Origin of the sequence: Paraburkholderia nemoris (genome assembly GCF_905221015.1) — a bacterium.
Lineage (GTDB): Bacteria > Pseudomonadota > Gammaproteobacteria > Burkholderiales > Burkholderiaceae > Paraburkholderia > Paraburkholderia nemoris.
In genome coordinates this window covers 142,321-168,740 of record NZ_CAJNBO010000012.1, presented here as the reverse complement: position 1 = coordinate 168,740, position 26,420 = coordinate 142,321, and the positions used below count along the sequence as shown (strand labels likewise).

The 26,420-nt window shown below is 61.0% G+C and carries 22 protein-coding genes and 1 other RNA gene; 18 read left to right on the top strand and 5 right to left on the bottom strand.

From position 1 onward, the window contains the following. The first annotated feature begins 272 nt into the window (after nt 1–272). Nucleotides 273–5,393 carry a YadA-like family protein gene (locus KHO33_RS20155; RefSeq protein ID WP_200565201.1) on the top strand — a complete coding sequence of 1,707 codons (5,121 nt, stop codon included), beginning with the start codon at nt 273–275 and terminating at the stop codon, nt 5,391–5,393. 196 nt (nt 5,394–5,589) lie between these two features. On the opposite strand, the gene KHO33_RS20150 is transcribed toward KHO33_RS20155, so the two are convergent. After that, a complete protein-coding gene (locus tag KHO33_RS20150) occupies nt 5,590–6,435 on the bottom strand; it encodes a MurR/RpiR family transcriptional regulator (RefSeq protein WP_200565200.1) in 846 nt (281 codons plus the stop codon). Nucleotides 6,436–6,726: 291 nt separating this feature from the next. On the opposite strand from KHO33_RS20150, the gene edd reads away from it, so the two are divergent. From edd to KHO33_RS20130, 4 genes are all read left to right on the top strand, one after another. Beyond that, complete coding sequence (gene edd / locus KHO33_RS20145) at nt 6,727–8,643, top strand: phosphogluconate dehydratase (RefSeq protein ID WP_200565199.1); 1,917 nt, start codon at nt 6,727–6,729, stop codon at nt 8,641–8,643. A gap of 2 nt (nt 8,644–8,645) precedes the next feature. Continuing rightward, nucleotides 8,646–9,287 (top strand): bifunctional 4-hydroxy-2-oxoglutarate aldolase/2-dehydro-3-deoxy-phosphogluconate aldolase, encoded by a 642-nt coding sequence (eda, locus tag KHO33_RS20140; RefSeq protein WP_054034506.1) that lies wholly within the window; start codon nt 8,646–8,648, stop codon nt 9,285–9,287. A gap of 253 nt (nt 9,288–9,540) precedes the next feature. Continuing rightward, entirely contained in the window at nt 9,541–10,926 is a 1,386-nt protein-coding gene (locus tag KHO33_RS20135) for a GntP family permease (RefSeq protein ID WP_093635464.1), read from the top strand. A gap of 10 nt (nt 10,927–10,936) precedes the next feature. Next, the gene (locus KHO33_RS20130) at nt 10,937–11,440 is read left to right on the top strand and encodes a gluconokinase (RefSeq protein ID WP_200565198.1); all 504 of its coding nucleotides are present in this window, start codon (nt 10,937–10,939) and stop codon (nt 11,438–11,440) included. A 99-nt stretch (nt 11,441–11,539) separates the two neighbouring features. On the opposite strand, the gene purB is transcribed toward KHO33_RS20130, so the two are convergent. After that, nucleotides 11,540–12,928: an adenylosuccinate lyase gene (gene purB / locus KHO33_RS20125; protein WP_054034504.1), complete on the bottom strand. Its 1,389-nt coding sequence runs from the start codon at nt 12,926–12,928 to the stop codon at nt 11,540–11,542. A gap of 142 nt (nt 12,929–13,070) precedes the next feature. Between purB and KHO33_RS20120 the strand changes: the two genes are divergently transcribed. The 6 genes from KHO33_RS20120 to KHO33_RS20095 all read left to right on the top strand — a co-directional run bounded on the left by KHO33_RS20120 (nt 13,071) and on the right by KHO33_RS20095 (nt 18,866). Continuing rightward, nucleotides 13,071–14,033, top strand: a complete 963-nt coding sequence (locus KHO33_RS20120; RefSeq protein ID WP_054034503.1) for a LysR family transcriptional regulator — start codon at nt 13,071–13,073, stop codon at nt 14,031–14,033. Between the two features lie 138 nt (nt 14,034–14,171). Next, nucleotides 14,172–15,485, top strand: a complete 1,314-nt coding sequence (locus tag KHO33_RS20115) for a Glu/Leu/Phe/Val family dehydrogenase (protein WP_054034502.1) — start codon at nt 14,172–14,174, stop codon at nt 15,483–15,485. Nucleotides 15,486–15,750: 265 nt separating this feature from the next. Beyond that, nucleotides 15,751–16,644, top strand: coding sequence for a glutamate/aspartate ABC transporter substrate-binding protein (locus KHO33_RS20110; protein ID WP_054034501.1), 894 nt, complete (start codon nt 15,751–15,753; stop codon nt 16,642–16,644). An 82-nt stretch (nt 16,645–16,726) separates the two neighbouring features. Then, nucleotides 16,727–17,467 carry an amino acid ABC transporter permease gene (locus KHO33_RS20105; RefSeq protein ID WP_054034500.1) on the top strand — a complete coding sequence of 247 codons (741 nt, stop codon included), beginning with the start codon at nt 16,727–16,729 and terminating at the stop codon, nt 17,465–17,467. Further along, the gene (gene gltK, locus KHO33_RS20100) at nt 17,467–18,144 is read left to right on the top strand and encodes a glutamate/aspartate ABC transporter permease GltK (RefSeq protein ID WP_054034499.1); all 678 of its coding nucleotides are present in this window, start codon (nt 17,467–17,469) and stop codon (nt 18,142–18,144) included. The genes KHO33_RS20105 and gltK overlap by 1 nt, the downstream gene beginning before the upstream one ends. Continuing rightward, nucleotides 18,141–18,866, top strand: a complete 726-nt coding sequence (locus KHO33_RS20095; protein WP_200565197.1) for an amino acid ABC transporter ATP-binding protein — start codon at nt 18,141–18,143, stop codon at nt 18,864–18,866. Before gltK ends, KHO33_RS20095 begins: the two co-directional genes overlap by 4 nt. A 119-nt stretch (nt 18,867–18,985) precedes the next feature. Here the strand turns inward: KHO33_RS20095 and KHO33_RS20090 are convergent, their stop codons facing one another. Continuing rightward, the gene (locus KHO33_RS20090) at nt 18,986–19,915 is read right to left on the bottom strand and encodes a class II glutamine amidotransferase (RefSeq protein WP_200565196.1); all 930 of its coding nucleotides are present in this window, start codon (nt 19,913–19,915) and stop codon (nt 18,986–18,988) included. Between the two features lie 190 nt (nt 19,916–20,105). Here KHO33_RS20090 and pyrC point away from each other — a divergent pair, with 190 nt between their 5' ends. From pyrC to rnpB, 3 genes are all read left to right on the top strand, one after another. Continuing rightward, nucleotides 20,106–21,185 carry a dihydroorotase gene (pyrC, locus tag KHO33_RS20085; RefSeq protein WP_054034496.1) on the top strand — a complete coding sequence of 360 codons (1,080 nt, stop codon included), beginning with the start codon at nt 20,106–20,108 and terminating at the stop codon, nt 21,183–21,185. An 11-nt stretch (nt 21,186–21,196) separates the two neighbouring features. After that, on the top strand, nt 21,197–22,030 hold the full coding sequence (locus KHO33_RS20080) for a DUF3025 domain-containing protein (RefSeq protein WP_200565195.1): 834 nt from the start codon (nt 21,197–21,199) through the stop codon (nt 22,028–22,030). A 41-nt stretch (nt 22,031–22,071) separates the two neighbouring features. Next, nucleotides 22,072–22,485: RNase P RNA component class A (gene rnpB / locus KHO33_RS20075), an RNA gene on the top strand. A gap of 110 nt (nt 22,486–22,595) precedes the next feature. Here rnpB and KHO33_RS20070 read toward each other — a convergent pair. Next, nucleotides 22,596–23,018 carry an OsmC family protein gene (locus KHO33_RS20070; RefSeq protein WP_063497318.1) on the bottom strand — a complete coding sequence of 141 codons (423 nt, stop codon included), beginning with the start codon at nt 23,016–23,018 and terminating at the stop codon, nt 22,596–22,598. Between the two features lie 241 nt (nt 23,019–23,259). On the opposite strand from KHO33_RS20070, the gene KHO33_RS20065 reads away from it, so the two are divergent. The 4 genes from KHO33_RS20065 (at nt 23,260) to erpA (ending at nt 25,169) form a co-directional block, all read left to right on the top strand. After that, nucleotides 23,260–23,730: a hypothetical protein gene (locus KHO33_RS20065; protein WP_200565194.1), complete on the top strand. Its 471-nt coding sequence runs from the start codon at nt 23,260–23,262 to the stop codon at nt 23,728–23,730. Next, a complete protein-coding gene (rplM, locus tag KHO33_RS20060; protein WP_020069304.1) occupies nt 23,702–24,130 on the top strand; it encodes a 50S ribosomal protein L13 in 429 nt (142 codons plus the stop codon). The genes KHO33_RS20065 and rplM overlap by 29 nt, the downstream gene beginning before the upstream one ends. Before the next feature lie 11 nt (nt 24,131–24,141). After that, on the top strand, nt 24,142–24,534 hold the full coding sequence (gene rpsI / locus KHO33_RS20055; RefSeq protein ID WP_007180423.1) for a 30S ribosomal protein S9: 393 nt from the start codon (nt 24,142–24,144) through the stop codon (nt 24,532–24,534). Nucleotides 24,535–24,803: 269 nt separating this feature from the next. Beyond that, nucleotides 24,804–25,169, top strand: a complete 366-nt coding sequence (gene erpA, locus KHO33_RS20050) for an iron-sulfur cluster insertion protein ErpA (protein ID WP_054034493.1) — start codon at nt 24,804–24,806, stop codon at nt 25,167–25,169. Nucleotides 25,170–25,247: 78 nt separating this feature from the next. Here the strand turns inward: erpA and KHO33_RS20045 are convergent, their stop codons facing one another. Then, entirely contained in the window at nt 25,248–26,378 is a 1,131-nt protein-coding gene (locus KHO33_RS20045) for an anhydro-N-acetylmuramic acid kinase (RefSeq protein ID WP_200565193.1), read from the bottom strand. Nucleotides 26,379–26,420: the final 42 nt, after the last annotated feature.

The following is a 26,420-nucleotide window of genomic DNA, read 5'->3' as shown; positions in this document are numbered from 1 at the left end:
CAACCTTGTGCTCCACGGTCGTCATACTTCGGCGTGTTTTTAGTAGGGCAATTCTGATCGAAAGTAAGGTGATTTAAGAATGTTCCTATTATTTTAAGAAATTCCTAATTTTATAGTGGTGCCATCCCGGAAGGATTAATGGGATGGTCCGAGAATATCTGTTGCGACGACCCCGTTTTCGATCCTTCTGCTACCGCTGACGCGTACATGTCTCCATTAAGACACTTCCCGCGGCACTGAACCCGATATCACATCGTCAGAAGGACGAAATCATGAACAAGTCTTACCAAAGCGTATGGAATGAGAGCACCGGGACGTATGTCGCGGCATCCGAAGTGACGAAGAACCGGGGCAAAGCGAGCAGGAACAAGAAAGCGCTGGTGACGGCGTTGCTGGCGGCCGGCGTGGGTTTCGGCACGGCGGTGAAGTCTGAGGCAGCGGCGACGCCAAACTCTTTTGCCGCAGGCATTCTGGGGACCAATACGAGTAACTCGGACTGCATCTCGTCGGCAGACGGCGCGCAGGTTGTGACTAGCAACGATTGCAGCGCCGCTTCGCAGCAGGCGGGGATTGTTTCCTACGACGGCAGCGGCAATGCGGGTGCGTATTTCACGGTGACCGATCCGAACACTGCCCACATTGGTGCTGGTGGCGTTGATCAGATGAAGATCACGAACAGTGGTGTGTTTGTGCTGAATAACCTCGACATGGGTGGCAAGAAGATCAGCAATCTTGCTGCAGGCGCGGTGTCCGCGTCCAGCACGGATGCGGTGAATGGTTCGCTCCTGTACGGGCTTGCGGCGAGCAACGCAGCGGCGCTTGGCGGCGGCTCCACTGTAAACGCGAACGGCAGTATCTCCGCGCCATCCTATGTTGTGAACGGTTCGACAGTGACCAGCGTTGGTGCGGCGATTACGGGCCTGGCGGCGGGCATTTCAGTTAGCCCCAACTCTATAGCTATCGGGCAAACAACGACCGCGACGGGGGTTGCCTCAACGGCGCTCGGAAATAACGCAACCGCCACTGCGTCCGGTTCGACAGCTGTAGGGTCGTTGGCTTTCGCGTCCGGTTCAATGTCTCTCGCGGCTGGTAACGGTGCCTGGGCAAGCACGGCAAATTCGACGGCAGTGGGTGCGCGTTCGACTGCGTCGGGAGCCTATTCCACGACGATTGGCTCCTATTCGGTGACATCGGGCGATAACAGTGCGGCGTTTGGTTATATGTCGACAGCCTCCGGCACTAACAGTGTGGCGATTGGCTACAAGTCGACGGCAAGCGCCGACAACACGGTTTCCGTCGGCAGCAGCACGCAGCAGCGCCGGATCGTGAACGTAGCGGCTGCCCAGCAAACAACCGATGCAGTGAACCTCGGCCAGTTGCAGGCAGCAGGCCTGAAGACCGATTCAAGCGGCAACGCAACCAACTCATTCGTCGCCTACGACGACACGACCAAGGGCAAGGTGACACTGGGTGGCGCATCAGGCACGACGATCACCAACGTGGCTGCCGGCGCGTCCGCAACGGACGCGGTGAACGTGAGCCAGTTGCAGTCAGAAGACGCGAAGATCAACACGGCAGGTGCGAACACGGCGACTGCGCTGGGCGGCGGCGCCGCGTACTCGGCAAGCACCGGTGCGATTAGCGCCCCGACCTATAACGTCGCAGGCGGCACGCAGCATGATGTGGGCACGGCACTGTCGTCGCTCAACAGCGCGACCGTGCAATTCAGCGGTGCGGGTGGCGCAGCGGACGTGAAGGGCAATAAGATCGTCAACGTCGCGGCGGGCACGCTCTCGGCATCGAGCACGGACGCGGTGAACGGCACCCAACTGTTCACGACGAACACTAACGTCTCGAACCTGCAAAACGCCGTAAACAACATCACCAATAGCAGCACCGGGGTGAAGTACTTTCGTGTCAACACGGGTGGCTCTGATGCTGTTGCCTCCGTGAGCGGGGCGATAGCTATCGGTCCAAACACAAGCGCGACGGCAGCGAACGCTATTGCAATCGGCACGTCCAGTTTCGGGTCCAGCGCATCGGGAGCTTCCGCCATTGCAATCGGCTCCAAGAACACTGCGAAAGGCCAGTGGGCAATCGCGATCGGCGCTGACAGTACCGTCGCTACTGACGGGGCGATCGCCATTGGTGAGGCGGTTAATGCCAGCGGCACCGCGTCGGTTGGCATCGGTATGAATGCCGCGGCTACCGGCAGTTCGTCAGTTGCGTTGGGCCAAGGCTCGTCGACTAGTCGCGATAACACGGTTGCTGTCGGCAGCAGCACGCAGAAACGCCAGATCGTGAACGTTGGAGCAGGCACGCAAGCTACCGATGCGGTCAATTATGGCCAATTACAGGCAGCCGGCCTGAAAACCGACACGAGCGGCAATGCTACAAACTCATTTGTCGCCTACGACGATACGACCCAAGGCAAGGTGACGCTGGGCGGCGCATCGGGTACGACGCTTACGAACGTGGCGGCGGGTGCGGTATCGGCATCGAGCAAGGACGCGATGAACGGCTCGCAGCTCTATTCGAGCGCAGCCAGCACGGCTTCGGCGCTGGGTGGCGGCTCGACCGTCAACGCAGACGGCACGATTTCAGCGCCATCCTACAGCGTGGACACCACCACGGTGAACAACGTCGGTGAGGCCATTTCCAACATTGATGGACGGGTGACGAAGAACACCGAGGCTGTCGACACGCTCGCGATCAAGGTTGACACGCTTAACGGCCAGATGGAGGACGTGATGAAGTACGACACGTCGGCACACGACACAGTGACGCTGGCTGGTGCATCGGGCACGACGCTTACGAACGTGGCGGCAGGCGCGGTATCGGAATCGAGCACGGACGCGGTGAACGGCTCGCAGCTGTATGCGACCAACCAGAACGTTTCAAAGAACGCCGACGACATCGTGAATCTCGATACGCGAGTCGGGACGGTTGAAGGTTCGGTCGACGACCTGACCACGCAGCTCAACACGGGTACGGTAGGTCTGGTGCAGAGGGATTCGACTTCGGGCGCGTTGAGCGTTGCGAGCAAGCTGGGCGGCACGAGCTTCGACTTCACGGGTAGCGCGGGTCCGCGCGAACTGCTAGGTGTCGCGGCGGGCAAAACTGCGACATCGGCGGTCAATCTGGGCCAGTTGAGCCCGGTTGTCGCGGCGCTCGGCGGCGGTGCGGAGATCAACGAAGACGGCACGATTTCGGCACCGGCCTACAGTGTGGACAACACCACGGTGAACAACGTGGGTGCGGCCATCTCCAACATTGATGGCCGGGTGACGCAGAACACCACCGACATTGACGATATCAACAAGCAGATCAAGACGCTTGGTGGCGGCGTGGCCGGGGCGGTGACGTACGATACGTCGGCGCATGACAAGGTGACGCTTGATGGCACAACTGGCACGACGCTCACGAACGTGGCGGCGGGTGCGGTATCGGAATCGAGTACGGACGCGGTGAACGGCTCGCAGCTCTACGCGACCAACCAGAGCGTTGCGAAGAACACTGACGCTGTCGGCACGCTCGCCACGAAGGTTGATACGATCAACGATCAGATGACGGATGTCATGAAGTACGACACGTCGGCGCACGACACGGTGAAGCTGGCTGGTGCGTCGGGCACGACGCTGAGCAACGTGAAGGCGGGCGTTGACGACATGGACGCGGTCAACGTGGCGCAACTGAAGGCGGCAGGTCTGACCACGGACGAATCGGGCAATGCAACCAACGCGTTCGTTGCCTACGACGATACGACGAAGGACAAGATCTCGCTCGGCGGCGGCGCGGCTGGTACAACGCTCACGAACGTGGCGGCGGGCGCGGTATCGGAATCGAGCACAGACGCGGTGAACGGCTCGCAGCTCTACGCGACCAACCAGAGCGTTTCGAAGAACGCCGACGACATCGCGACCGTCGATAAGCGTGTTACGAAGGTCGAAGATTCGGTCGGCGACCTGACCACCCAGCTCAACGCGGGCACCGTGGGTTTGGTGCAGAGGGACTCGACTTCGGGTGCGTTGAGCGTTGCCAGCGCGCTGGGCGGCACGAGCTTCGACTTTACGGGTAGCGCGGGTCCGCGCGAACTGCTAGGTGTTGCGGCCGGCAAAACCGCGACGTCGGCGGTCAATCTGGGCCAGTTGAGCCCGGTTGTCGCGTCACTTGGCGGCGGTGCGGAGATCGGCGCGGACGGTTCGTTCATCAGCCCGACGTACCGCATGCAGGGTGAGACGCAAACTACGGTCGGCGACGCGCTCGACAAGCTCGACACCAATTTGACGTCGCTGGAGACGCAGATCAACAACGGCACCATCGGTCTGGTGACGCAGGATCAGACGTCGCGCGACATTCTCGTTGGCGCGGCGACGGACGGTCTGCGTATCAACATGGCCGGCACGGCGGGTAACCGCGTCGTGACGGGTGTGGCGGCAGGTGCGGTGAACGAGGCGAGCGTGGATGCGGTGAACGGCTCGCAACTGTATTCGCATGCGGCCAGCGCGGCAGAGGCGCTTGGCGGCGGTTCGACCGTCAACGAGGACGGCACGATTTCGGCGCCGGCATACACCGTCGGCGGTACGACTGTGAACAATGTCGGTGCGGCGATTACGAACCTGGACGGCCGCGTGAGTCAGAACACCAACGATATCGCGAGCCTGCAGACAACCGTCGGCACGATGAGCGGTTCGGTCGCGAACGCGGTGCAGTACGACACCGGCGCGCACAATCAGGTGACGTTGGGTGGATCGGCTGACGCGCCCAAGGTGAAGCTGACCAATCTGCAGGACGGCGAACTGTCGGCGACCAGTACCGATGCTGTGACCGGCGCGCAGTTGTGGAATACCAACCAGCAATTGTCTGATCTGAGCCAGTCGGTGCAGAACCAGCAGCAAACGGGTAGCGCAGCGATGTCGCTCAATGCTGGAAGCGGGCCGGCAGCCGCAGCGTCGGGCAACAATGCGATGGCACTCGGCGGCGGATCGCAAGCGAGCGGCGATAACTCGGTTGCCATCGGCGTGGGTTCGGTGGCCGACCAGGCCAACACCGTTTCTGTCGGCTCACAGGGTAACGAGCGTCGCATCACGAACGTCGCGCCCGGCAAGGCAGCGACGGATGCGGTAAATCTTGGTCAGATGCAGTCGGCGATTGGCGATACGGCACGCGCTGCCTACAGCGGTGTGGCGGCCGCCACGGCGCTGACGATGATTCCGGAAGTCGATCCGGGCAAGACGCTGGCAATTGGCGTCGCCGGGGCGACCTACAAGGGTTATCAGGCAGCGGCGGTGGGCGCTTCGGCGCGCATCACGTCGAACCTGAAGGTCAAGGTAGGCGCCGGGGTCAGCGGCAGCGAAACGACTGTCGGCGCGGGCGCGTCGTATCAGTGGTAAGCGTCAGGTGACGGTCGCGAAAGGCGCTTCAGAATGGGTGCGTTTCGTGAACCGATCTTAGGCTGTTAGTGCAAAAAGACGGGCTCTCTTCGGGGAGCCCGTCTTTTTTTGGGGTATCGGAATTGAGATTTCCGGCAAGCGCGGTTGCATTGCGCACCGCTTGCATGGCGATCGGGCCCGCAAGAAGGGTTATCCGTTATGCGCGAGGATCGATCCGTCGCCGGTTGATCACTTCCTTCGCTTGCGCCAGCTTCTCGACGAGTTCCGGTCCCCGGCTCAACGCCACCCCCACCGCCAGAATATCCCCGATCGCCAGATGCGAGACGCGCGAGGTCATCGGCGAAAAGATATCCGTGTCTTCATCGACATTGGCGAACAAGCCGACCGTCGCCAGTCGCGCCAAAGGCGAATTACCGTGCGTGATCGCGATCACCTTCGCGCCGCTGGCCAACGCCGACTTCGCCGCATCCACAATATCGCGCGTACGTCCGGTATTCGAAATCGCCACCACCACATCCCCTTCACCCAACAGCGCAGCCGACATCAGAAACGTGTGCGGATCCGAATAGGCAACGCTCGGCATCCCGAGACGAAAAAACTTGTGCTGCACGTCCAGCGCTGCAATGCCCGACCCGCCCGCGCCGTAAAACTCAATGCGCCGCGCCTGCGCCAGCAGCGCGATCGCCGCGGCCACGCTATCCGATGACAAATTGTTGCGCACCTGGATCAGCGCACCGATGGTCCGGTCGAGCACCTTCGCTGCAACGCCTGGGGTCGGTTCGTCCGGCCGCACATCGCGGTAGACGGCCGGCACTTCCGCGGCGATGCCCTGCGCCAGCCGGATCTTGAACTCGCGAAAGCCCGAAAACCCCAGCGCATGACAAAACCGCGCGATGGTCGGCTGGCTGACGCCCGCGCGCGCGGCCACCTCGGTCATCGAGAGATCGAGTACCTCACGCGGCGCTTCGATTACGTAATCGGCCAGCTTGCGTTCGGACGGACGCAACTGGTCGCGCATCTCTTCCACCTGGGACAGCATCATCGGAAAACTCGCACTATGCTGAAGAATGCGTGGACTATATCTGATTGCTGGAAAAGGTACAAAAACTACATATCGAGCAGTAGGTGTATTCCCTAGGTTTTGCCGTATACACCGCTAAGGCAAGGCCAGTAAGGCAATCTGGCCATTCAAAAATGTCGCGATGCAACAGGAGTCGTGATTGCGATCGTGTAGTTTTTCTACTAACATTGCGACGTCGACTGTTTCGACATCCCCGCGATACCTGCCTGGCATAGTGCGCCTACGCCTCACGCCAGCGACGAAGGAGCTCCGATGGTTTCCCCGCATTCGCAATTGTTGAAGGTCACGCAACGCGTGATCGAGCGCAGCAAGCCCACTCGCGAGGCGTATCTGGCCCGTATCGAGCACGCTCAGGGCAAATTCCCGGCACGCGGCGCGCTCTCGTGTGCCAATCTGGCTCACGGCTTTGCTGGCCTTGAAGGCCACGACAAGCTCGTCATCAAGCAGATTCGCCAGCCGAACATCGGCATCGTGTCCTCGTACAACGAGATGCTGTCCGCGCACGCACCGTACAAAAACTACCCGGACATCATCAAAGAGGCCGCGCGTGAAAACGGCGGCGTCGCGCAATTCGCGGGTGGCGTTCCGGCCATGTGCGACGGCGTCACGCAAGGCAATGCGGGCATGGAACTGTCGCTGTTCTCGCGTGAAGTGATCGCGATGAGCACGGCGGTGGCCCTCACGCACAACATGTTCGATGCGGCGCTGTGCCTCGGCATCTGCGACAAGATCGTGCCGGGCCTGCTGATCGGCGCGCTGCAATTCGGCCATCTGCCGACGATTTTCGTGCCGGCCGGCCCGATGGGCAGCGGCCTGTCGAACGACGACAAAGCCAAGACACGCCAGCTGTTCGCCACCGGCCAATGCGGCCGCGACGCGCTGCTCGAAGCAGAAGCCGCCGCGTATCACAGCCAGGGCACCTGCACGTTCTACGGCACGGCAAACAGCAACCAGATGCTGATGGAAGTGATGGGCCTGCATCTGCCGAGTTCGGCGTTCGTGCACCCGCATACGCCGCTGCGCGACGCGTTGACCGCGCAAGCCGCACGCCGCGTGCTCGACTTGACGGTGGATCGCGGCAACTACATGCCGATTGGCCACGTGGTCGACGAAAAAGCGATCGTCAACGGCATCGTAGCGTTGCTGGCAACGGGCGGTTCGACCAATCACACGCTGCACCTCGTCGCAATCGCGCGCGCGGCCGGCATTGTGATCGACTGGGATGACTTCGACACGCTGTCACAAGCCGTGCCGCTGCTCGCCAAGATTTACCCGAACGGCAAGGCCGACGTGAACCACTTCCACGCCGCAGGCGGCGTCGCGTTCCTGGTTCGCAATCTGCTGGAAGGCGGCTTGCTGCACGAAGACGTGAACACCGTCGCGGGCAAGGGTCTCCATCACTACACCGAAGAACCGAAGCTGCTCGACAGCAAGCTGCAATGGGTGCCGGGCACGGAAAAGAGCGAAGACACCGCAGTGCTGCGCGGCATCAAGGAACCGTTCCAGCCTGACGGCGGCTTGCGCCTGATGCAGGGCAAACTTGGCCGCGGCGTGATCAAGATTTCGGCGGTCGCAGCGCAGCATCGCAAGGTGAAGGCGCCGGCGATCGTGTTCGATTCACAGGAAGCCGTGCAGGCCGCATTCGACAACGGCGAGCTAAAGCGTGATTTCATCGCCGTGGTGCGCTTCCAGGGCGCACGTGCAAATGGCATGCCCGAATTGCATCGTTTGACGCCATTGCTCGGTGTGTTGCAGGATCAAGGTTTCCACGTGGCACTGGTCACCGACGGCCGCATGTCCGGCGCGTCGGGCAAAGTGCCGGCGGTGATTCACCTGTCGCCGGAAGCCTTGCTGCAAGGCCCGATCGGCAAAGTCCGCACGGGCGACATGCTGGTGATCGATGCAGACGCCGGCGTGCTCGACATTGAAATCGATGCAGCCGAATGGGCGGCGCGGCCGGAAGCGTTGCCTCAGCATCAGGCGGAAAACGAAGTCGGCTTCGGCCGCGAACTGTTCGGCGTGTTCCGTGCGGCGGCAGCGCCGGCGGAGCAGGGCGCCTCGGTGTTCGGTCCGATGGTGGGCGAGCGCGGCGCGCAGCACGGCGAACACAAGAAAGCACACACAAGCACCACTCAAGCCAGCCACGAGCTGCAGAAACAAGGAGTCTGACTATGACGGCGAAAACAGTAAGCGATATCGTGCGCCTCGGCCCGGTGATTCCGGTGCTCGCGTTCGACTCGGTCGAACAGGGCGAAAACGTGTCGCGCGCGCTGCATGCGGGCGGCGTGAAGGTGCTCGAAATCACGCTGCGCACGGCTGCGGGGCTCGGAGCGATCGAACGCGCGAGCCAACTGTCCGAAGACATCGTGGTTGGAGTCGGCACGATCACGAAGCCGGAGCATTGTTTTCAGGCGAAGAAAGCGGGCGCGCAATTCGGCGTGTCGCCAGGTCTGACGAAAGATATGCACAAGGCGGCGCAGGATGCGGGTTTGCCGCTGCTGCCGGGTGTCATGACGCCGAGCGACATTATCGCGGCGCTCGAACTCGGCTACGAAATCGTCAAGTTCTTCCCGGCGCAGCAAGCCGGCGGTATTCCGATGCTGCAGGCGTTTTACGGTCCGTTCCCAACGTTGAAATTCTGCCCGACCGGTGGCATCACGGCCGAAAGCGCCATCAATTTTCTCGCGCAACCGAATGTGGTTTGCGTGGGCGGCTCGTGGTTGACGCCGAAGGCTGCACTTGCGGCGCAAAACTGGGACGAAGTCACGCGTCTCGCACGTGCCGCCAGCGAACTGGCCGCGCCTGCCCATTGAGTTGAAACGGCCCGTACTTTAGTCCAGTAACCAGGTCCTACACAAAGGAGCCTCGTCGAAACAGCCTGTCAGGCTGTCGCGCCGAGGCTCCTTTGCGATGTGCGTGCCGGATTCGCGCGCTTTTAAAGACAACAAACAGTAAAATTCAGCGTCCGCGCGGCTTGCCGGGTTTTCAGGCACCGCTCGAGGTCGCCGTGAGACAGGTGCCAGCTGTGTTCCGCACCAACAATCAATAACGCAAAGGAGGAGCTTCATGGAAGCTGTCCACGGCAGCACGCTGCTGGTCTTCGCGGTGATCGCCATCGCACTTCTGATCCTGCTGATCACCCGCTACAAGGTTTACCCGTTCCTCGTCCTGATCATCGTTTCGCTGCTGCTGGGCCTCGCATCCGGCATGCCGATCGGCACGATCGTCAAATCGTTCGAAACCGGCAACGGCAATACGCTCGGCCACATCGCGATCGTGGTCGGCCTCGGCACCATGCTTGGCAAAATGATGGCCGAATCGGGCGGTGCGGAGCGCATCGCGACCACACTGATCGACAAGTTCGGCGAGAAGCATATTCACTGGGCAATGATGGTCGTGGCGATCATCGTCGGCTTGCCGGTGTTTTTCGAAGTCGGCTTCGTGCTGTTGATTCCGATTGCGTTCAACGTCGCCAAACGCACCAACAAGTCGCTGCTGCTGGTCGGTCTGCCGATGGTTGCGGGCCTGTCCGTCGTGCACGGTCTGATTCCGCCGCACCCGGCCGCGATGCTCGCGGTGCAGGCGTATCACGCCGACATCGGCAAGACGATTGCGTACGGGCTGATCGTGGGCGTGCCGACGGCGATCGTCGCCGGTCCGCTGTTCGCACTGTTGATCAGCCGTTACATCAAGCTGCCGGAGAACAATCCGCTCGCCGCGCAATTCCTCGGCCACGGTGACGACGCGCAAAATAACGCGAAGAGCGCGGCGCCGAAGCGCGAGTTGCCGAGCTTCGGCATCACGTTGTTCACGATTCTGCTGCCGGTGATTCTGATGCTGGTCGGCAGCTGGGCCGATCTCGTGTTTACGCCGAAGACCCTGGCGAACGACCTGCTGCGTTTCGTCGGCAACTCGGACGTCGCGCTGTTGATCGCTGTGCTGGTCAGCTTCTGGACCTTCGGCGCGAGCCGCGGCTTCAATCGTGAGCAGATCCAGAAGTTCTGTGGCGAATGTCTGGCGCCGATCGCGGGCATCACGCTGATCGTCGGTGCGGGCGGTGGCTTCGGGCGCGTGCTGATGGATAGCGGCATCTCGAAGGAAATCGTCAACGTGGCGACGGCCATGCATCTGTCGCCGCTGCTGTTCGGCTGGCTGGTGGCCGCGCTGATTCGTCTGGCCACGGGTTCGGCGACCGTAGCGATGACGACGGCCTGTGGCATCGTTGCGCCGATCGCTTCGGCGAGCGGCGTGCAGGTCACGCCGGAATTGCTGGTGCTCGCCACCGGTTCGGGCTCGCTGATTTTCTCGCACGTGAATGACGGCGGTTTCTGGCTGATCAAGGAATACTTCGGTATGACGGTGGGGCAGACCTTCAAGACATGGTCGCTCCTCGAAACGGTCATTTCCCTGATGGGCCTGGGTTTGACTTTCGCGCTCGCGACGGTCGTGTAAGGAGTTTTTGATGATTTTGATCGCAATGGGCGTGTCGGGCGCCGGCAAGACGAAGATTGGCGAAATGCTGGCGGAACGCCTGCACTGCGCGTTCACCGACGGCGACGCGTTTCACAGCGCCGCCAATAAGGAGAAAATGCACCACGGCATTCCGCTGACCGACGAAGACCGTTGGCCGTGGTTGCAAACTATTCGTGCGGCGATCGAAGAAAAGCAGAGGGCGGGCGAGAAGGCGGTGTTCACGTGTTCGTCGCTGAAGCGCTCATACCGCGATGTTCTGCGCGGCGGGAGCAACGGCGATAAGGACGTGTGCTTCGTCTATCTGAAGGGTTCGTTCGAAGTGCTGCGCGGGCGGCTGACCACGCGCACCGGCCACTTCTTCGATCCGTCGCTGCTGCAGAGTCAGCTCGATACGCTCGAAGAGCCGGGTCCGGATGAAGCGATCACGGTAAGCATCGAGCTGTCGCCGGAAGCGATCGTCGAAGAGGTGTTGAGGCAGATGACGGAGCGGTGAGGTTTTAGTTAAACCCACTGACGTTGCAGGATGAAAAAAAGGCGCTCACGTTTGTGAGCGCCTTTTTTATGGCCGAAGCTGCGAGGCAGTGACTGGGTCTTAAGCGATCCGCTTCGCCAGTTCGACTGCCTTGCCGATATACGAACCCGGCGTCATGGCGAGCAAACGATCCTTCGCATCTTGCGGAATCGCGAGACCGGTCACGAACGTTTGCAGCGCTTCACGCGTGATGCCCTTGCCGCGCGTCAGTTCCTTCAGCTGCTCATACGGGTTCTCGATGCCGTAACGGCGCATCACCGTTTGCACCGGCTCGGCCAGCACTTCCCAGCAGTTGTCGAGGTCTTCGTTCAGACGCTGTGCATTCACTTCGAGCTTGTCGAGGCCGCGGATCAGCGAGTCGTACGCGAGTAGCGAGTAGCCGAACGCGACGCCCATATTGCGCAGCACCGTCGAGTCGGTCAGGTCGCGCTGCCAGCGCGAAATCGGCAGCTTGTCGGCGAGGTGGCGCAGCGTGGCGTTGGCGAGACCGAGATTGCCTTCCGAGTTTTCGAAGTCGATCGGATTGACCTTGTGCGGCATCGTCGACGAACCGATTTCGCCGGCCTTCGTGCGTTGCTTGAAGTAGCCGACCGAGATGTAGCCCCACACGTCGCGGTCCAGATCCAGCAGGATCGTATTGGCGCGCGACACGGCGTCGAACAGTTCGGCCATGTAATCGTGCGGTTCGATCTGGATCGTGTACGGATTGAACGTGAGCTTCAGGCGCTGTTCGACCACTTCGCGCGAGAACGCTTCCCAGTCGAATTCCGGATACGCGGACAGGTGCGCATTGAAGTTGCCAACCGCGCCGTTCATCTTGCCCAGCAGTTCGACCTTCGCGATACGGTCGATCGCGCGTTCCAAACGTGCGGCGACGTTGGCGATTTCCTTGCCGAGCGTGGTCGGGCTGGCCGGCTGGCCATGCGTGCGTGACAGCATCGGCTGTTCGGCTTGCGCATGAGCCAGCGCGACGAGGCGCTGATGCACCGAGCGCAGTGCCGGCAGAATTACGTGTTCACGCGCGCCGGCGAGCATCAGGCCGTGCGACGTGTTGTTGATGTCTTCCGAGGTGCACGCGAAGTGGATGAACTCGCTCGCGCGTTCCAGTTCTTCCTGACCCTTGACCGATTCCTTCAGCCAGTACTCGACCGCTTTCACGTCGTGATTCGTCACACGCTCGATGTCCTTGATGCGCGCGGCGTCGTGCGCGGTGAAGCGCTCGGCCAGTTGCAGCAGGAATTGTTCGGCGGCTTCGGAAAAGCGCGGCACTTCGGCGAAACCGGCGTGCGATAGCGCGATCAGCCAGTGGATTTCCACGGTCACGCGATTGCGCATGAAAGCGGCTTCCGAGAGCCAGTCGCGCAGGGCTTCGGTTTTCGAGGCGTAACGGCCGTCGAGCGGGGAGAGCGCGTTCAGCGCGAACAGGGTGTCGGGGCGGGTGTCGGACATGATGGGGGCCGGAGTCAAAGCGAGCGCTCAGCGAGCGGATCGGGAACGGAGGGAACCGCGAATTTTACCACTCAACCCGGCGGCACCACCCCGCGCCGCTAGAATGCTGACTTCCTCCCTCCCGCTGGCAGCAGGCTTTCGCATGGAACTGAAATGGCTCGAAGACTTCGTTTCGCTCGCGGAAACGCGTAGTTTCAGCCGCTCGGCTGAACTGCGTCATGTCACGCAACCGGCGTTTTCGCGGCGGATTCAGGCATTGGAAGCGTGGCTCGGCACCGAACTGATCGACCGTTCGGTTTACCCGACGCGGCTGACCGCGGCCGGCCAGGTGTTCAACGAGCAGGCGCTCGCGATGCTGTCGCAGTTCCACGAGGCACGCGCGCTACTGCGCGGCCACACGGCCACGCCGCAGGCGACCATCGAGTTCGCGGTGCCGCATACGCTGTCGCTGACGTACTTCCCGCGCTGGCTGCAGCGCATCGAAGCGCAGATGGGCCCGATTCACACGCGGCTGCGGGCGTTGAACGTGCACGACGCGGCATTGTCGCTGGTGGAAGGCGGCTGCGATCTGATGATGGGCTATCACCATCCGAGTCATCCGGTCGCGCTCGATCCGGCGCGCTACGACATGCTCACGCTCGGCAACGAGCCGATCAGTCCGTTCTCCGCGCCGGGGCGCGCCGGCCGGGCACGTCACACGTTGCCGGGCACCCCCGAGGCGCCCACACCCTATCTGTCCTACACGCCGAACGCGTATCTGGGCCGCATGACCGAGGTGATCCTCGCCAACGCGCCGGAGCGCCTGTATCTCGACCGTTTGTACGAAACCGACATGGCCGAGGGGCTCAAGGCCATGGCGCTGGCCGGCCACGGCATCGCCTTCCTGCCGCACAGCGCTGTGGAAGACGCGGTCGCCGACGGCAAGCTGATCCGGCTCGACCGTGCGACCCGCGGCACGCCTGAGGGGCAACTCACGCTAACCATGGAGATCCGGCTCTATCGCGACAAGCTTGTAGCGAAGACCGACGATGCGCGGCAGATACTTGTGCGGCAACTGTGGGACGTGGTGTCCGAGGAGATCGCCCAACGCTCAAGCGCTGCCTGAGAACCTGCTTCCCCACGACGCGAATTTGCGGCTTTTTGATGGTTATGCATAAAAAACATAATCGGATAATGAAACGGCATTGGATTTCAAAACGGCGTTTTTCGACAATGCTGTCACTCGATCAACGCCGGAGCGTTCATGTCATCCCAGCAACAAGCAGCACAATCCGCGTCAACGTTGCAGTCTGTTCCTTCCTACCTGAATAAAGACGACCTCGGCCCGTGGGGCAACTACCTGCGTCAGGTCGACCGCGTCGCGCCGTACCTCGGCTCGCTGTCCCGCTGGCTCGAAACCCTGAAGCGCCCGAAGCGCATTCTGATCGTCGATGTGCCTATTGAACTCGATAACGGCACGGTCGCGCACTTCGAAGGCTATCGCGTGCAGCACAACGTGTCGCGCGGTCCGGGTAAGGGCGGTGTGCGTTATCACCAGGACGTGACGCTGTCGGAAGTGATGGCGCTGTCGGCTTGGATGTCGGTGAAGAATGCTGCTGTGAACGTGCCGTACGGCGGTGCGAAGGGTGGTATTCGTGTCGATCCGCGTACGCTGTCGCGTGGCGAGCTGGAGCGCGTGACGCGCCGCTACACGAGCGAAATCGGCATCATCATCGGACCGAATACCGACATCCCCGCGCCGGACGTGAACACGAACGAGCAGATCATGGCGTGGATGATGGACACGTACTCGATGAACCAGGGCCAAACGGCTACGGGCGTCGTGACGGGCAAGCCGATCGCGCTGGGTGGTTCGCTGGGCCGCCGCGAAGCGACGGGCCGTGGCGTGTTCGTGGTGGCTTCCGAAGCGGCACGCCGTATCGGTGTCGACATCGAAGGTGCACGGATTGCTGTTCAAGGTTTCGGTAACGTGGGCGGTATCGCCGCACGTCTGTTCCAAGAAGCGGGCTCGAAGCTGGTCGCGGTGCAGGATCACACTGGCTCGCTGTACAAGTCGACCGGTATCGATGCTGTTGCGCTGGCGGATTACGTGGCGAAGAACGGTGGCGTAGGCGGTTTCCCGGAAGCCGACGCAGTCACGAACGAAGAATTCTGGACGGTCGAATCGGACATCCTGATTCCGGCCGCGCTGGAAAACCAGATCACCGAAAAGAACGCCGGCAAGATCAAGACGAAGATCGTTGTGGAAGGCGCCAACGGCCCGACCACCACGGCAGCGGACGACATTCTGCACGACCGCGGCATTCTCGTGATTCCGGACGTCGTGGCTAACGCCGGTGGCGTGACGGTGTCGTACTTCGAGTGGGTGCAGGACTTCTCGAGCTTCTTCTGGACCGAAGACGAGATCAACCAGCGTCTCGAGCGCGTCATGCGCGAAGCATTTGCCGCTGTGTGGCAAGTGTCGAGCGAGCAGAAGGTGTCCGTGCGGACTGCGGCGTTTATCGTCGCATGTAAGCGGATCCTTGAAGCGCGCGAATTGCGCGGCCTGTATCCCTGATCGATTGGCATGAAACGGCGGCCCGCCACCTCGCGGGCCGCTGCGAATCCTTGCTTTGACGTGGTCCACAAGACCGCGTGTTTCACCCGGCGGGCGGCATCCTATCGATGCCGCCCGCCTTTGCGTATTCACCGTGTTTGAATTGCCGGATTAAGCTGCTGTAATCCCGTAGCGGCGCGCGGGCGCAACAAACATGGTTTATAGCAATACTTTCAGAATAATTACTTTGCTAAACTGGCGCCGGTTCTTGCCAAGGAGATCACACATGAAGGTTAAAAAAGCTGCGCTGCTGCTCGCGACTCTCGGACTGTTTACGGTTGGCGCGCATGCGCAAGACGCTGGTACGCTCAAAAAGATCAAGGACACGGGTGTCATTTCGCTGGGGCACCGCGAATCGTCGATCCCGTTTTCGTATTACGACGACAAGCAGAATGTCATCGGCTACTCGCAGGAATTCGCGCTGAAGGTGGTGGAGGCGGTCAAGGCAAAGCTGAATATGCCTAACCTGAAGGTCAAGCTCACCCCGGTCACGTCGCAAAACCGTATTCCGCTGGTGCAAAACGGCACCGTCGACATGGAATGCGGCTCCACTACGAATAACACCGAGCGCCAGCAGCAGGCTGCCTTCTCGAACACGATTTTCGTGATCGGCACGCGCCTGATGACCAAGAAAGACTCCGGCATCAAGGACTTCGCTGACCTGAAGGGCAAGACGGTCGTCACGACCGCCGGCACCACCTCCGAGCGCCTGCTTCGCAAGATGAATCAGGACAAGAGCATGGGCATGAACATCATCAGCGCGAAAGACCACGGCGAGTCGTTCCTGACGCTCTCCACCGGCCGCGCTGCTGCGTTCATGATGGACGACGCGCTGCTGGCTGGCGAACGCGCCAAGTCGAACAACCCGGGCGATTTCGTGATCGTCGGTACGCCGCAATCGCATGAAGCGTACGGCTGCATGATTCGCAAGAACGATCCGGAATTCAAGAAGGTCGTCGACGACGCGATCGCGAAGGTCGAAACCTCGGGCGAAGCCGATCAGATCTACAAGAAGTGGTTCGAATCGCCGATTCCGCCGAAGGGCCTGAACCTGGCCTTCCCGGAAAGCGATGACATCAAGGCGCTCTACAAGAGCCCGAATGACAAGGCAATCGATTAAACCTTAGCTGTTTTTTTGAAACGCTGAACGAAACGGAAGGGGCCACGCGCTTCTTCCGTTTCTTTTTGCTGGAGTCTTGGTCATGTCATATCACTGGAACTGGGGCATTCTGCTGAGTCCGGTCTCCACCGGCGAGCCGACCACCTATCTGGGCTGGCTGCTGTCCGGCTTCTGGGTGACGATCACCGTGTCGCTGTCAGCATGGGTGATCGCGCTGATCGTCGGTTCGTTGTTCGGTGTGCTGCGCACGGTGCCGAACAAATGGGCGTCGGGTATCGGCACGCTCTACGTCGCGATCTTCCGCAACATCCCGCTGATCGTGCAGTTCTTTATCTGGTATCTGGTGATACCGGAACTGCTGCCTGCGTCGATGGGGAACTGGTACAAGCAACTGCCGCCGGGCGCGCAGTTCTTCTCATCGTCTATTTTGTGCCTCGGGCTCTTTACCGCCGCGCGCGTGTGCGAGCAGGTGCGCTCGGGTATCAACGCATTGCCGCGCGGCCAGCGCGCCGCGGGTCTGGCAATGGGTTTCACGCAGTGGCAGACGTATCGCTACGTGCTGCTGCCGGTTGCGTACCGGATCATCGTGCCGCCGCTCACGTCCGAGTTTCTGAACATCTTCAAGAACTCGGCGGTTGCGTCGACCATCGGTTTGCTGGATCTGTCGGCCCAGGCGCGCCAACTGGTCGACTACACGTCGCAGACGTATGAGTCGTTCATCGCGGTCACGCTGGCCTATGTGCTGATCAATCTGGTCGTGATGCAACTGATGCGCTGGGTCGAAGCCAAGACCCGGTTGCCCGGCTATATCGGAGGTAAGTGATGCATCATTTCGACTGGAGCGGTATTCCGGGCGCACTGCCTACGCTTTGGACCGGCGCTATCGTCACCATCAAGATCACGCTGATCGCGATCGTGATCGGCATTGTCTGGGGCACCCTTCTCGCGATCATGCGGCTGTCGCCGATCAAGCCGTTCGAATGGTTCGCCAAGGCCTACGTGACGGTGTTCCGTTCGATCCCGCTGGTGATGGTGCTGCTGTGGTTCTTCCTGATCGTGCCGCAGGTGCTGCAGAACGTGCTGGGTTTGTCGCCGGATATCGATATTCGGCTGGCTTCGGCGATGGTCGCGTTCTCGCTCTTTGAGGCGGCGTACTATTCGGAGATCATCCGCGCCGGCATTCAGGCGGTGCCGCGCGGGCAGGTCAATGCCGCGTTTGCGCTCGGCATGAGCTACCCGCAGGCGATGCGCCTCATCGTGCTGCCGCAGGCGTTCCGCGCGATGGTGCCGCTGCTGCTCACCCAAGGTATCGTGCTGTTTCAGGATACGTCGCTCGTCTACGTGATCAGCCTCGCCGACTTCTTCCGCACTGCCACGAATATTGGCGACCGTGACGGCACGAATGTCGAAATGGTACTGTTCGCGGGCGCGTGTTATTTCGTGATCTGCGTGATCGCGTCGAGCCTCGTCAAAGGTCTTCAGAAAAAGGTCGCAAGATGATCTCTATCAAGAATGTTTCGAAGTGGTACGGTCAGTTTCAAGTGCTGACGGACTGCACGACGGAAGTCAAAAAAGGTGAAGTGGTGGTGGTGTGCGGGCCGTCGGGCTCGGGCAAGTCCACGCTGATCAAAACCGTCAACGGCCTCGAGCCGTTCCAGAAGGGCGAGATCGTCATCAACGGCCAATCGCTGACCGACAAGAAAACCAACCTGTCGAAGCTGCGTGCGAAGGTCGGCATGGTGTTCCAGCACTTTGAGCTGTTCCCGCATCTGTCGATCGTGCAGAACCTGACGCTCGCACAGGTCAAGGTGCTCGGCCGCTCGAAGGACGAAGCCACGACCAAGGGCTACAAGCTGCTAGATCGCGTCGGCCTGCGTGCGCATGCGGACAAGTTTCCGGGGCAATTGTCGGGCGGTCAGCAGCAGCGCGTGGCGATTGCGCGCGCGTTGTCGATGGACCCGATCGCGATGCTGTTCGATGAGCCGACCTCGGCACTCGATCCGGAAATGATCAATGAAGTGCTCGACGTGATGGTCGAACTCGCGCAGGAAGGCATGACGATGATGTGCGTCACGCACGAAATGGGCTTTGCCAAGAAGGTCGCGCACCGCGTGATCTTCATGGACAAGGGCCTGATCGTGGAAGACGACAGGAAGGAAGACTTCTTCGCGAATCCGAAGTCGGATCGCGCGAAGGATTTTCTGGCGAAGATCCTGCACTGAGGTTATTGCTGGGCCACGTTGGTTGACGTGGCCCTTGCAGAAAAAAAGCCGCTTCGAAAGAAGCGGCTTTTTTGTGTCTGATGACGTTTCAGGCTTTCGCGAACGCCACCCAACCCGGGTCAGGATTCGAAAGCGGCGGTGTCGTCCGCGGCTTCGAGGTCGAGCTCGGCGGCTGTGGCCACCGCCTCAACCGAAGCCGCAATCGTAGTCGCCGAAGCCGACGCATCCAGCGCCGGATTGAGCAGCTTCTCCAGCACCGAAGCCGGCACCGGCACGTTAACCCGGCCGATCACTTCGCCGTGCTGGAACATCAGCAGATCGCCCGGTTTGAAAGCGGTCCACACTTCGTTGTCGGTGAGCGGTTTGGTCGCGATCACGGCGACGCGGTCTTCCGGCGTCGTGTATTTGGCGAAATCGATCGACACGTCGGCATCGACCAGATGCGCGGTGGAGAATGGCCAGCGCCGCACGATGTAGTGCAGATGTGTCGAGCAATGCGCGAACAGCGCCTGGCCGTTCGACATCAGGAAATTGAACACGCCGAATTGCGTGATCTCGCGCGTGAGCGTTTCGAGCGCTGCGAACAGCTCTTCCAGCGGTGGCTGGCAGCCCGGAAAAGCCTTGCGCAAGCCTTGCAGCAACGCGCAGAAGGCGAGCTCGCTATCGGTTGTGCCGACGGGTTGATAGACGCCGTTGAGCGCCGGCGAATAATCTTTCAGGTCGCCGTTGTGCGCAAAGATCCAGTGACGCCCCCACAGTTCACGCATGAACGGATGGCAGTTTTCCAGCAGGATGTGCCCTTGCGTCGCCTTGCGAATATGCGCGATCGTGTTTTTCGATTTGATCGGGTAGCGCTTGACCATCTCGGCGATCGGCGAGGTCGCCGACGATTGATGGTCGATGAACAGGCGGCAGGCTTTGTCTTCGAAGAAGGCGATGCCCCAGCCGTCCGCGTGGTGATCGGTGACGCCGCCGCGCGCCGCAAAGCCGGTGAACGAGAACGTGACGTCCGTCGGCGCGGCGCAGTTCATTCCGAGAAGTTGGCACATGTTGCGGGTAAGCCTGTGAACGGGGCGAGCCGTTACAATGATGATTTTCCAAGCATATCACCGAGCCAGAAGCGCCAAATAGCAAAATTGACGTGTGTTTAGGCTCCAGCGCTGCGAATTGCTGTGATTTGTACCGCTTCGAGCGCGCCGATTTGCTTTTTTTGCCGCCGAATCTCGTTCCCCTCTCGCCATGACCGCTTCCAACGCCTCCCTCGATTCCGTCGACACCATCGACTCCGTTACGCTCGCCCGCCCGGACGACTGGCACCTGCACGTTCGCGACGGCGAGATGCTCGCTGCCGTGTTGCCGGATACCGCGCGCCAGTTCGGCCGCGCGATCATCATGCCTAACCTGAAGCCGCCGGTCACCACGACCGCGATGGCGCAGGCGTACCGCGAGCGAATCGTCGCCGCGATTCCGGAAGGCGCGAAGTTCGAACCGCTGATGACGCTGTACCTGACCGACAACACGCCGCCCGACGAAATCCGCCGCGCGCGCGAAAGCGGCTTTGTGCATGGCGTGAAGCTGTACCCGGCGGGTGCCACGACCAACTCGGACGCAGGCGTCACCGACATCATGAAGTGCGCCAAAACGCTCGAAGTGATGCAGGAAACCGGCATGCCGCTGCTGGTGCACGGCGAAGTGACGGATTCGTCCATCGACCTGTTCGACCGCGAGAAGGTGTTCATCGACCGAGTGATGACGCCGCTGCGCCGCGCCTTTCCGGCGCTGAAGGTGGTGTTCGAGCACATCACCACGAAAGATGCGGTCGACTACATCCGCGAAGCCGGCGTGGCGCCGGGGCTGCTGGGCGCGACGATCACCGCGCACCATCTGCTGTACAACCGCAACGCGATCTTCCAGGGCGGCATTCGCCCGCATTACTACTGCCTGCCGGTGTTGAAGCGCGAGACGCATCGCGTGGCGCTGGTCGAGGCGGCGACCTCGGGCAATCCGCGCTTCTTCCTCGGCACGGATAGCGCACCGCATCCGAAGGGTTTGAAGGAGCACGCGTGCGGCTGCGCGGGTTGCTACACGGCGCTGCATGCGCTCGAGCTCTACACGGAAGCGTTCGACAAAGCAGGCGCGCTGGACAAGCTCGAAGGCTTCGCCAGCTTCTTCGGCGCGGATTTCTATGGTCTGCCGCGCAGCGAAGAGAAGGTCACGTTGCGCCGCGAAGAATGGACGCTGCCGGCTGAATTGCCGGTCGGCGATACGCCTGTTGTGCCGCTGCGCGGCGGTGAGTCGATTGGCTGGCGCCTCGTCTAAGGTTGCAGTAGATGCAGGTGCAAGAGACGGCGCGCGTAGGCTTCGGTTTCGCCGATATCGACTGGTCGAAGCCGTGGTTCGCACAGTTCGCGACGCGCGGCGAGCGCTGGCAGCAGGGCGCGCTGACGAGCTACGCCGCCCTGCTCGCAGAAATGAATGCCGATGCCGGCGAAATGCGGCAGATGACAGGGCGCGGCCAGCGTCTCGCATTCATTGCGCAGGACGATCTGCCGCCGGGCGCGGCTTACGAGGCGCACATCGCGTCGACGGGCTGCGTGCCGACGCGCCACAACCTGCATGACTTCTTCAACGGGTCGATGTGGTTTGCGTTTCCTCGGATCAAGGCGGCGCTGAACGCGCGGCAGTCGGCGGCGATCGACGTGTTAGGCGTCGGCCCGACTCGCGGCGGCGTGCGCGATACGCTGACCTTGTTTGACGAAAACGCGCTGCTGTTCGCGAGTGCCGACCCGGCGTTGAGCGCGGCTTTGCGCGGGTTCGACTGGCAGACGCTGATGGTTGCTCATCGTGACGCCTGGGGCTCACGCTGCGAAGTGCGCTGCTTCGGTCATGCGTTGCTGGAAAAGCTGATCGCACCGTTCAAGGCCTGCACGGGCCACGCGTGGATCGTCGACGTGCCGTCCGAGTACTTCGGGTGGGACGCCGCGGATCGCGATGCATGGCTCGACGAGTCTGTCAGCACGGCACTATTGGGCACCGAAGCATTGACGAGCCGCATGTTTGCGCCGCTGCCCGTCCTAGGGATTCCGGGCTGGTGCGCCGAGAACGAATCCCCCGCGTTTTACGACGACACGTCCGTCTTTCGTACAGGACGGCGTTCGCGCTAAAGCCGCACCCTATTCGCCGCAGTGTTAAAATGCGCCCCAGCAAAGCAGGCCAGGCAGTCGCGGCCTCTGCGGCTTCGGTCAAAGAGGGCGAGGAAAGTCCGGACTCCATAGGGCAGGGTGATGGCTAACGGCCATCCGTGGTGACACGCGGAACAGGGCAACAGAAAGCAAACCGCCGATGGCCCGGCGCAAGCCGGGATCAGGTAAGGGTGAAACGGTGCGGTAAGAGCGCACCGCGGCTGCTGCAAGGCAGACCGGCACGGTAACCTCCACCCGGAGCAATTCCAAGTAGGCAGGCTAGCATCTTCGAGATGCAGGACGGGGCCCCCGTCACGTCTGCGGGTAGGAAGCTTGAGCACGTCAGTAATGGCGCGCCTAGAGGAATGACTGCTACGCGTGTCGCGTTTTCGAACGTGGCGCGTGCACAGAATCCGGCTTATCGGCTTGCTTTGCCACCCAACAAAAAATGCCGGCGTCCGTGTGGACGCCGGCATTTTTATTTTGACGCGCTGGTTTGGCTCAATGCGCGGTTATCCGCGCAGAAGCCTGGGCCGAGGCGCCGAGTTCAACCCGCGACGATATCGAACGAGTGCGTGAGCTCGGCGGTCTTCGCGATCATGATCGACGCCGAGCAGTATTTGTCGTGCGACAGGTTGATCGCACGTTCCACGGTAGCCGGGTTCAGATTCTTGCCCGTCACGGTGAAGTGGAAGTGAATCTTGGTGAACACCTTCGGATCTTCGCTGGCGCGTTCGGCCTTCAGCGTCACCGAGCAGCCGGCGATTTCCTGGCGGCTTTTCTTCAGGATCATCACGACGTCGTACGCTGTGCAGCCGCCCGTGCCGAGCAGAACCATTTCCATCGGACGCGGCGCGAGATTGCGGCCGCCGCCTTCCGGCGCGCCATCCATCGTGACCAGATGACCGCTGCCCGTCTCGGCCGCAAATGCCATCCCGTCTTGCCCCATCCAGCTAACTTTGCATTCCATGCTGTGCTCCACCGCGCTGCGCTTATATCGAAAACGCATTGTAGCCCGGTGTTTGCGCGTCCGCCCGAGGGGACTTTCGCTGGAACTTATGCCCGATGACCGCTTGCGTGTTGCGGTGCGGCATGTTTCGGCGATTCGGGAATGCCCTGACAGATTTAGGGGTTTTACTCTAGATGATGTCTGTGTATGCAAGCTCTTAAACGGAGTTTTGTGATTGATTTTAAAAGGAATTTAGAATTTTTTGATCGGCGAGATCGTCTGCCACATTGTAAAATCGAATTTCACAATGCAAATGTTCTTGCGTCGCACAAGGGTGCCTCATATAATCAATCCCATCGGTTGCAGCAGTTCTGCAACCTCCGCTGTCTCCTCCACCTCCTCCTTTGGTGGATTAAACCCGAACCGCTCGTTCGGGTTTTTTTTCGCCCACGGCTTCGATCTCGCGAACGCCGGATTCGGGGCTAACGGGAAGGGCAAATGGCCAAATCCCGGCGCCGGATCGCCCGATTTCGCGCCGAAACCCCCGCAAGCTTTGACTCGGCGTGACAAATTCCTTTATAATTCAGAGCTTTTCCGCATCCGCGCCCGCGGAGGAAGAACCAGGGAGAGCCTGCACGCGCCTCGATGCGCACACTACAAGCAGGAAAAAATACATTGGGCGCAGCAATTTTTTTGGATCGATCATGAAGACGTTTTCCGCAAAAGCCCATGAGGTTACGCGTGAATGGTACGTGATTGACGCGACGGATAAGGTTCTCGGGCGTGTCGCCAGCGAAGTGGCACACCGTCTTCGCGGCAAGCACAAGCCTGAATTCACTCCGCACGTCGACACCGGTGATTTCATCATCGTTATCAACGCCGGCAAGCTGAAAGTCACGGGCAACAAGGCTACTGACAAGAAGTACTACCGTCACTCGGGTTACCCGGGCGGTATTTATGAAACGACGTTCGGCAAGATGCAAGAACGCTTCCCGGGCCGTGCGCTCGAGAAAGCGGTCAAGGGCATGCTGCCGAAGGGCCCGCTCGGCTACGCGATGATCAAGAAGCTGAAGGTCTACGCTGAAGCAACGCATCCGCATTCGGCACAACAGCCGAAAGCGCTCGAGATCTAAGGGGAGCCCACATGATCGGTAACTGGAATTACGGCACGGGCCGCCGCAAGAGCGCCGTCGCACGCGTCTTCATCAAGGCTGGCAAGGGCGAGATCATTGTAAACGGCAAGCCTATCGCCGATTACTTCTCGCGCGAAACGTCGCTGATGATCGTGCGTCAGCCGCTGGAACTCACGAACCACGGCGTCACGTTCGACATCAAAGTCAACGTGAACGGTGGCGGTGAAACGGGTCAAGCCGGCGCGGTTCGCCACGGCATCACCCGCGCGCTGATGGACTACGACGCAACGCTGAAGCCGGAACTGTCGAAGGCTGGCTTCGTTACGCGTGACGCTCGTGAAGTCGAACGTAAGAAGGTCGGCTTCCACAAGGCACGTCGCCGGAAGCAATTCTCGAAGCGTTAATCGCTTCATGTGCAATCCGGCTTTCGGGCTGGAATGCTGCAAAAGCCGCCAACGCTTTCGCGAAGGCGGCTTTTTTTATTGGTTCGTAGCCAGGCTTTGCAGTAAGTGTTTTGTTGCCGGAGCTGCCGACGCGGTCTGCTCAGGCAGGCTGGTGGCGGCATCAGGGCCGACCGTTGAATTTGCTGTAAGAACCCATTGATTTTGTGGGCTTCGGCACGATATCGAGATCAGCCCTACAATAGCGGTTAGAAGCTTTTTGGAGAGTTCGAATGAACGCAGTCACCGATACACCCGTGACCGAGATGCCCGCCCCCTTCGTTTTTACCGACGCAGCGGCTGACAAGGTCAAGCAACTGATCGAAGAAGAAGGCAATGCGGACCTCAAACTGCGCGTTTTCGTGCAGGGCGGCGGCTGCTCGGGCTTTCAGTACGGTTTTACGTTCGACGAAGCCGTCAACGAAGACGACACCGTCATGAATAAGAGCGGCGTCCAGCTGCTGATCGATTCGATGAGCTACCAGTATCTGGTCGGCGCTGAGATCGACTACAAGGACGACATCAACGGCGCGCAGTTCGTCATCAAGAACCCGAATGCTCAAACCACGTGTGGTTGCGGCTCGTCGTTTTCGGTTTGATGGCTGACTAGTCGATAGGTTGTAAAAGAAAACGGGGCTTCGGCCCCGTTTTTTATTGCCTGAGCTGAACTACCCCAATCACCGCGGATAGATCGCCCCCAGCACGCGTTCGTCGCTGGCGCCAGTAACTGCCGGCAAATTGCCCGGCAGGCGCGCCACGCAGCGCATTGCCAGCCATGCGAAGGCCAGCGGCTCGACCTGGCTCGGTGGTACGCCGAGCGCGTCGGTCGTCATCACGGGCACGCCGCTTACGCCGCTGTCCTCCAGCGCCTGATGCAGTGCTTTCAGGATCTCCGGATTGCGCGCACCGCCGCCACACACGTAGACCGCCTTGGCGTCCGATGCATGCCGTTCGATTTCGCGAGCAACCGTTACGGCGGTCAGCGCGACCAGCGTGGCTTGCACGTCGGCGGGGGCGAGGGCGGCGAACGGTTGGAGCTTGGCATCCAGCCATTGCGGGTTGAACAAGTCGCGGCCGGTGCTTTTCGGCGGTTGTGCAGAGAAAAAGGGTTCGTCGAGCAGCGCGTTCAGCAGCGTGCGATCGACCTGTCCGCTTGCGGCGAAATGGCCGTTTTCGTCGAAAGGCTTGCCGAGATGACGCTGCGCCCATTCGTCGAGCAGCGCGTTCGCCGGTCCGCAGTCGAAGCCGCGCACGCCGCCGGTCGCGTTCAGGATCGTGATATTGCTGATGCCACCGAGATTGCAGACCACCCGCGTTTCGTCTTTCGCACCGAACACCGTGGCGTGAAACGCCGGCACGAGCGGTGCACCCTGGCCGCCGGCCGCGACGTCGCGGCTGCGAAAATCGGCGACCACGTCGATGTGCATCATTTCCGCGAGCAGCGCTGGGTTGTTGATCTGCCGCGTGTAACCCTTTTCCGGCCGATGCCGCACCGTCTGACCGTGCACGCCGATTGCACGGACTTCCGAAGCCGGCACGCGGCTCGCGCCCAGCAGTTCGTGGCAGCACACCGTGTAGCGTGTGGCGAGCGCATTGGCGGCCAGCGCTTCACGCTCGATCTCGTTGTCGCCCGGCTGTTGAAGTGCGAACAGCGCGTCGCGCAAGCCCGCCGCGAAACCGACAAACGCTTCGGCCAGCACCACCGGCGGCTTTCCTTTCGCGAATCTGACGGCAACACCGTCCACGCCGTCCATGCTCGTGCCGGACATCAATCCCAAGTACACGCCGTCTGCGGGGTCTTGCGCCACGTTGCTGCTCCTCTCGATGATTCGTTGCGATCTGTTTTAGCA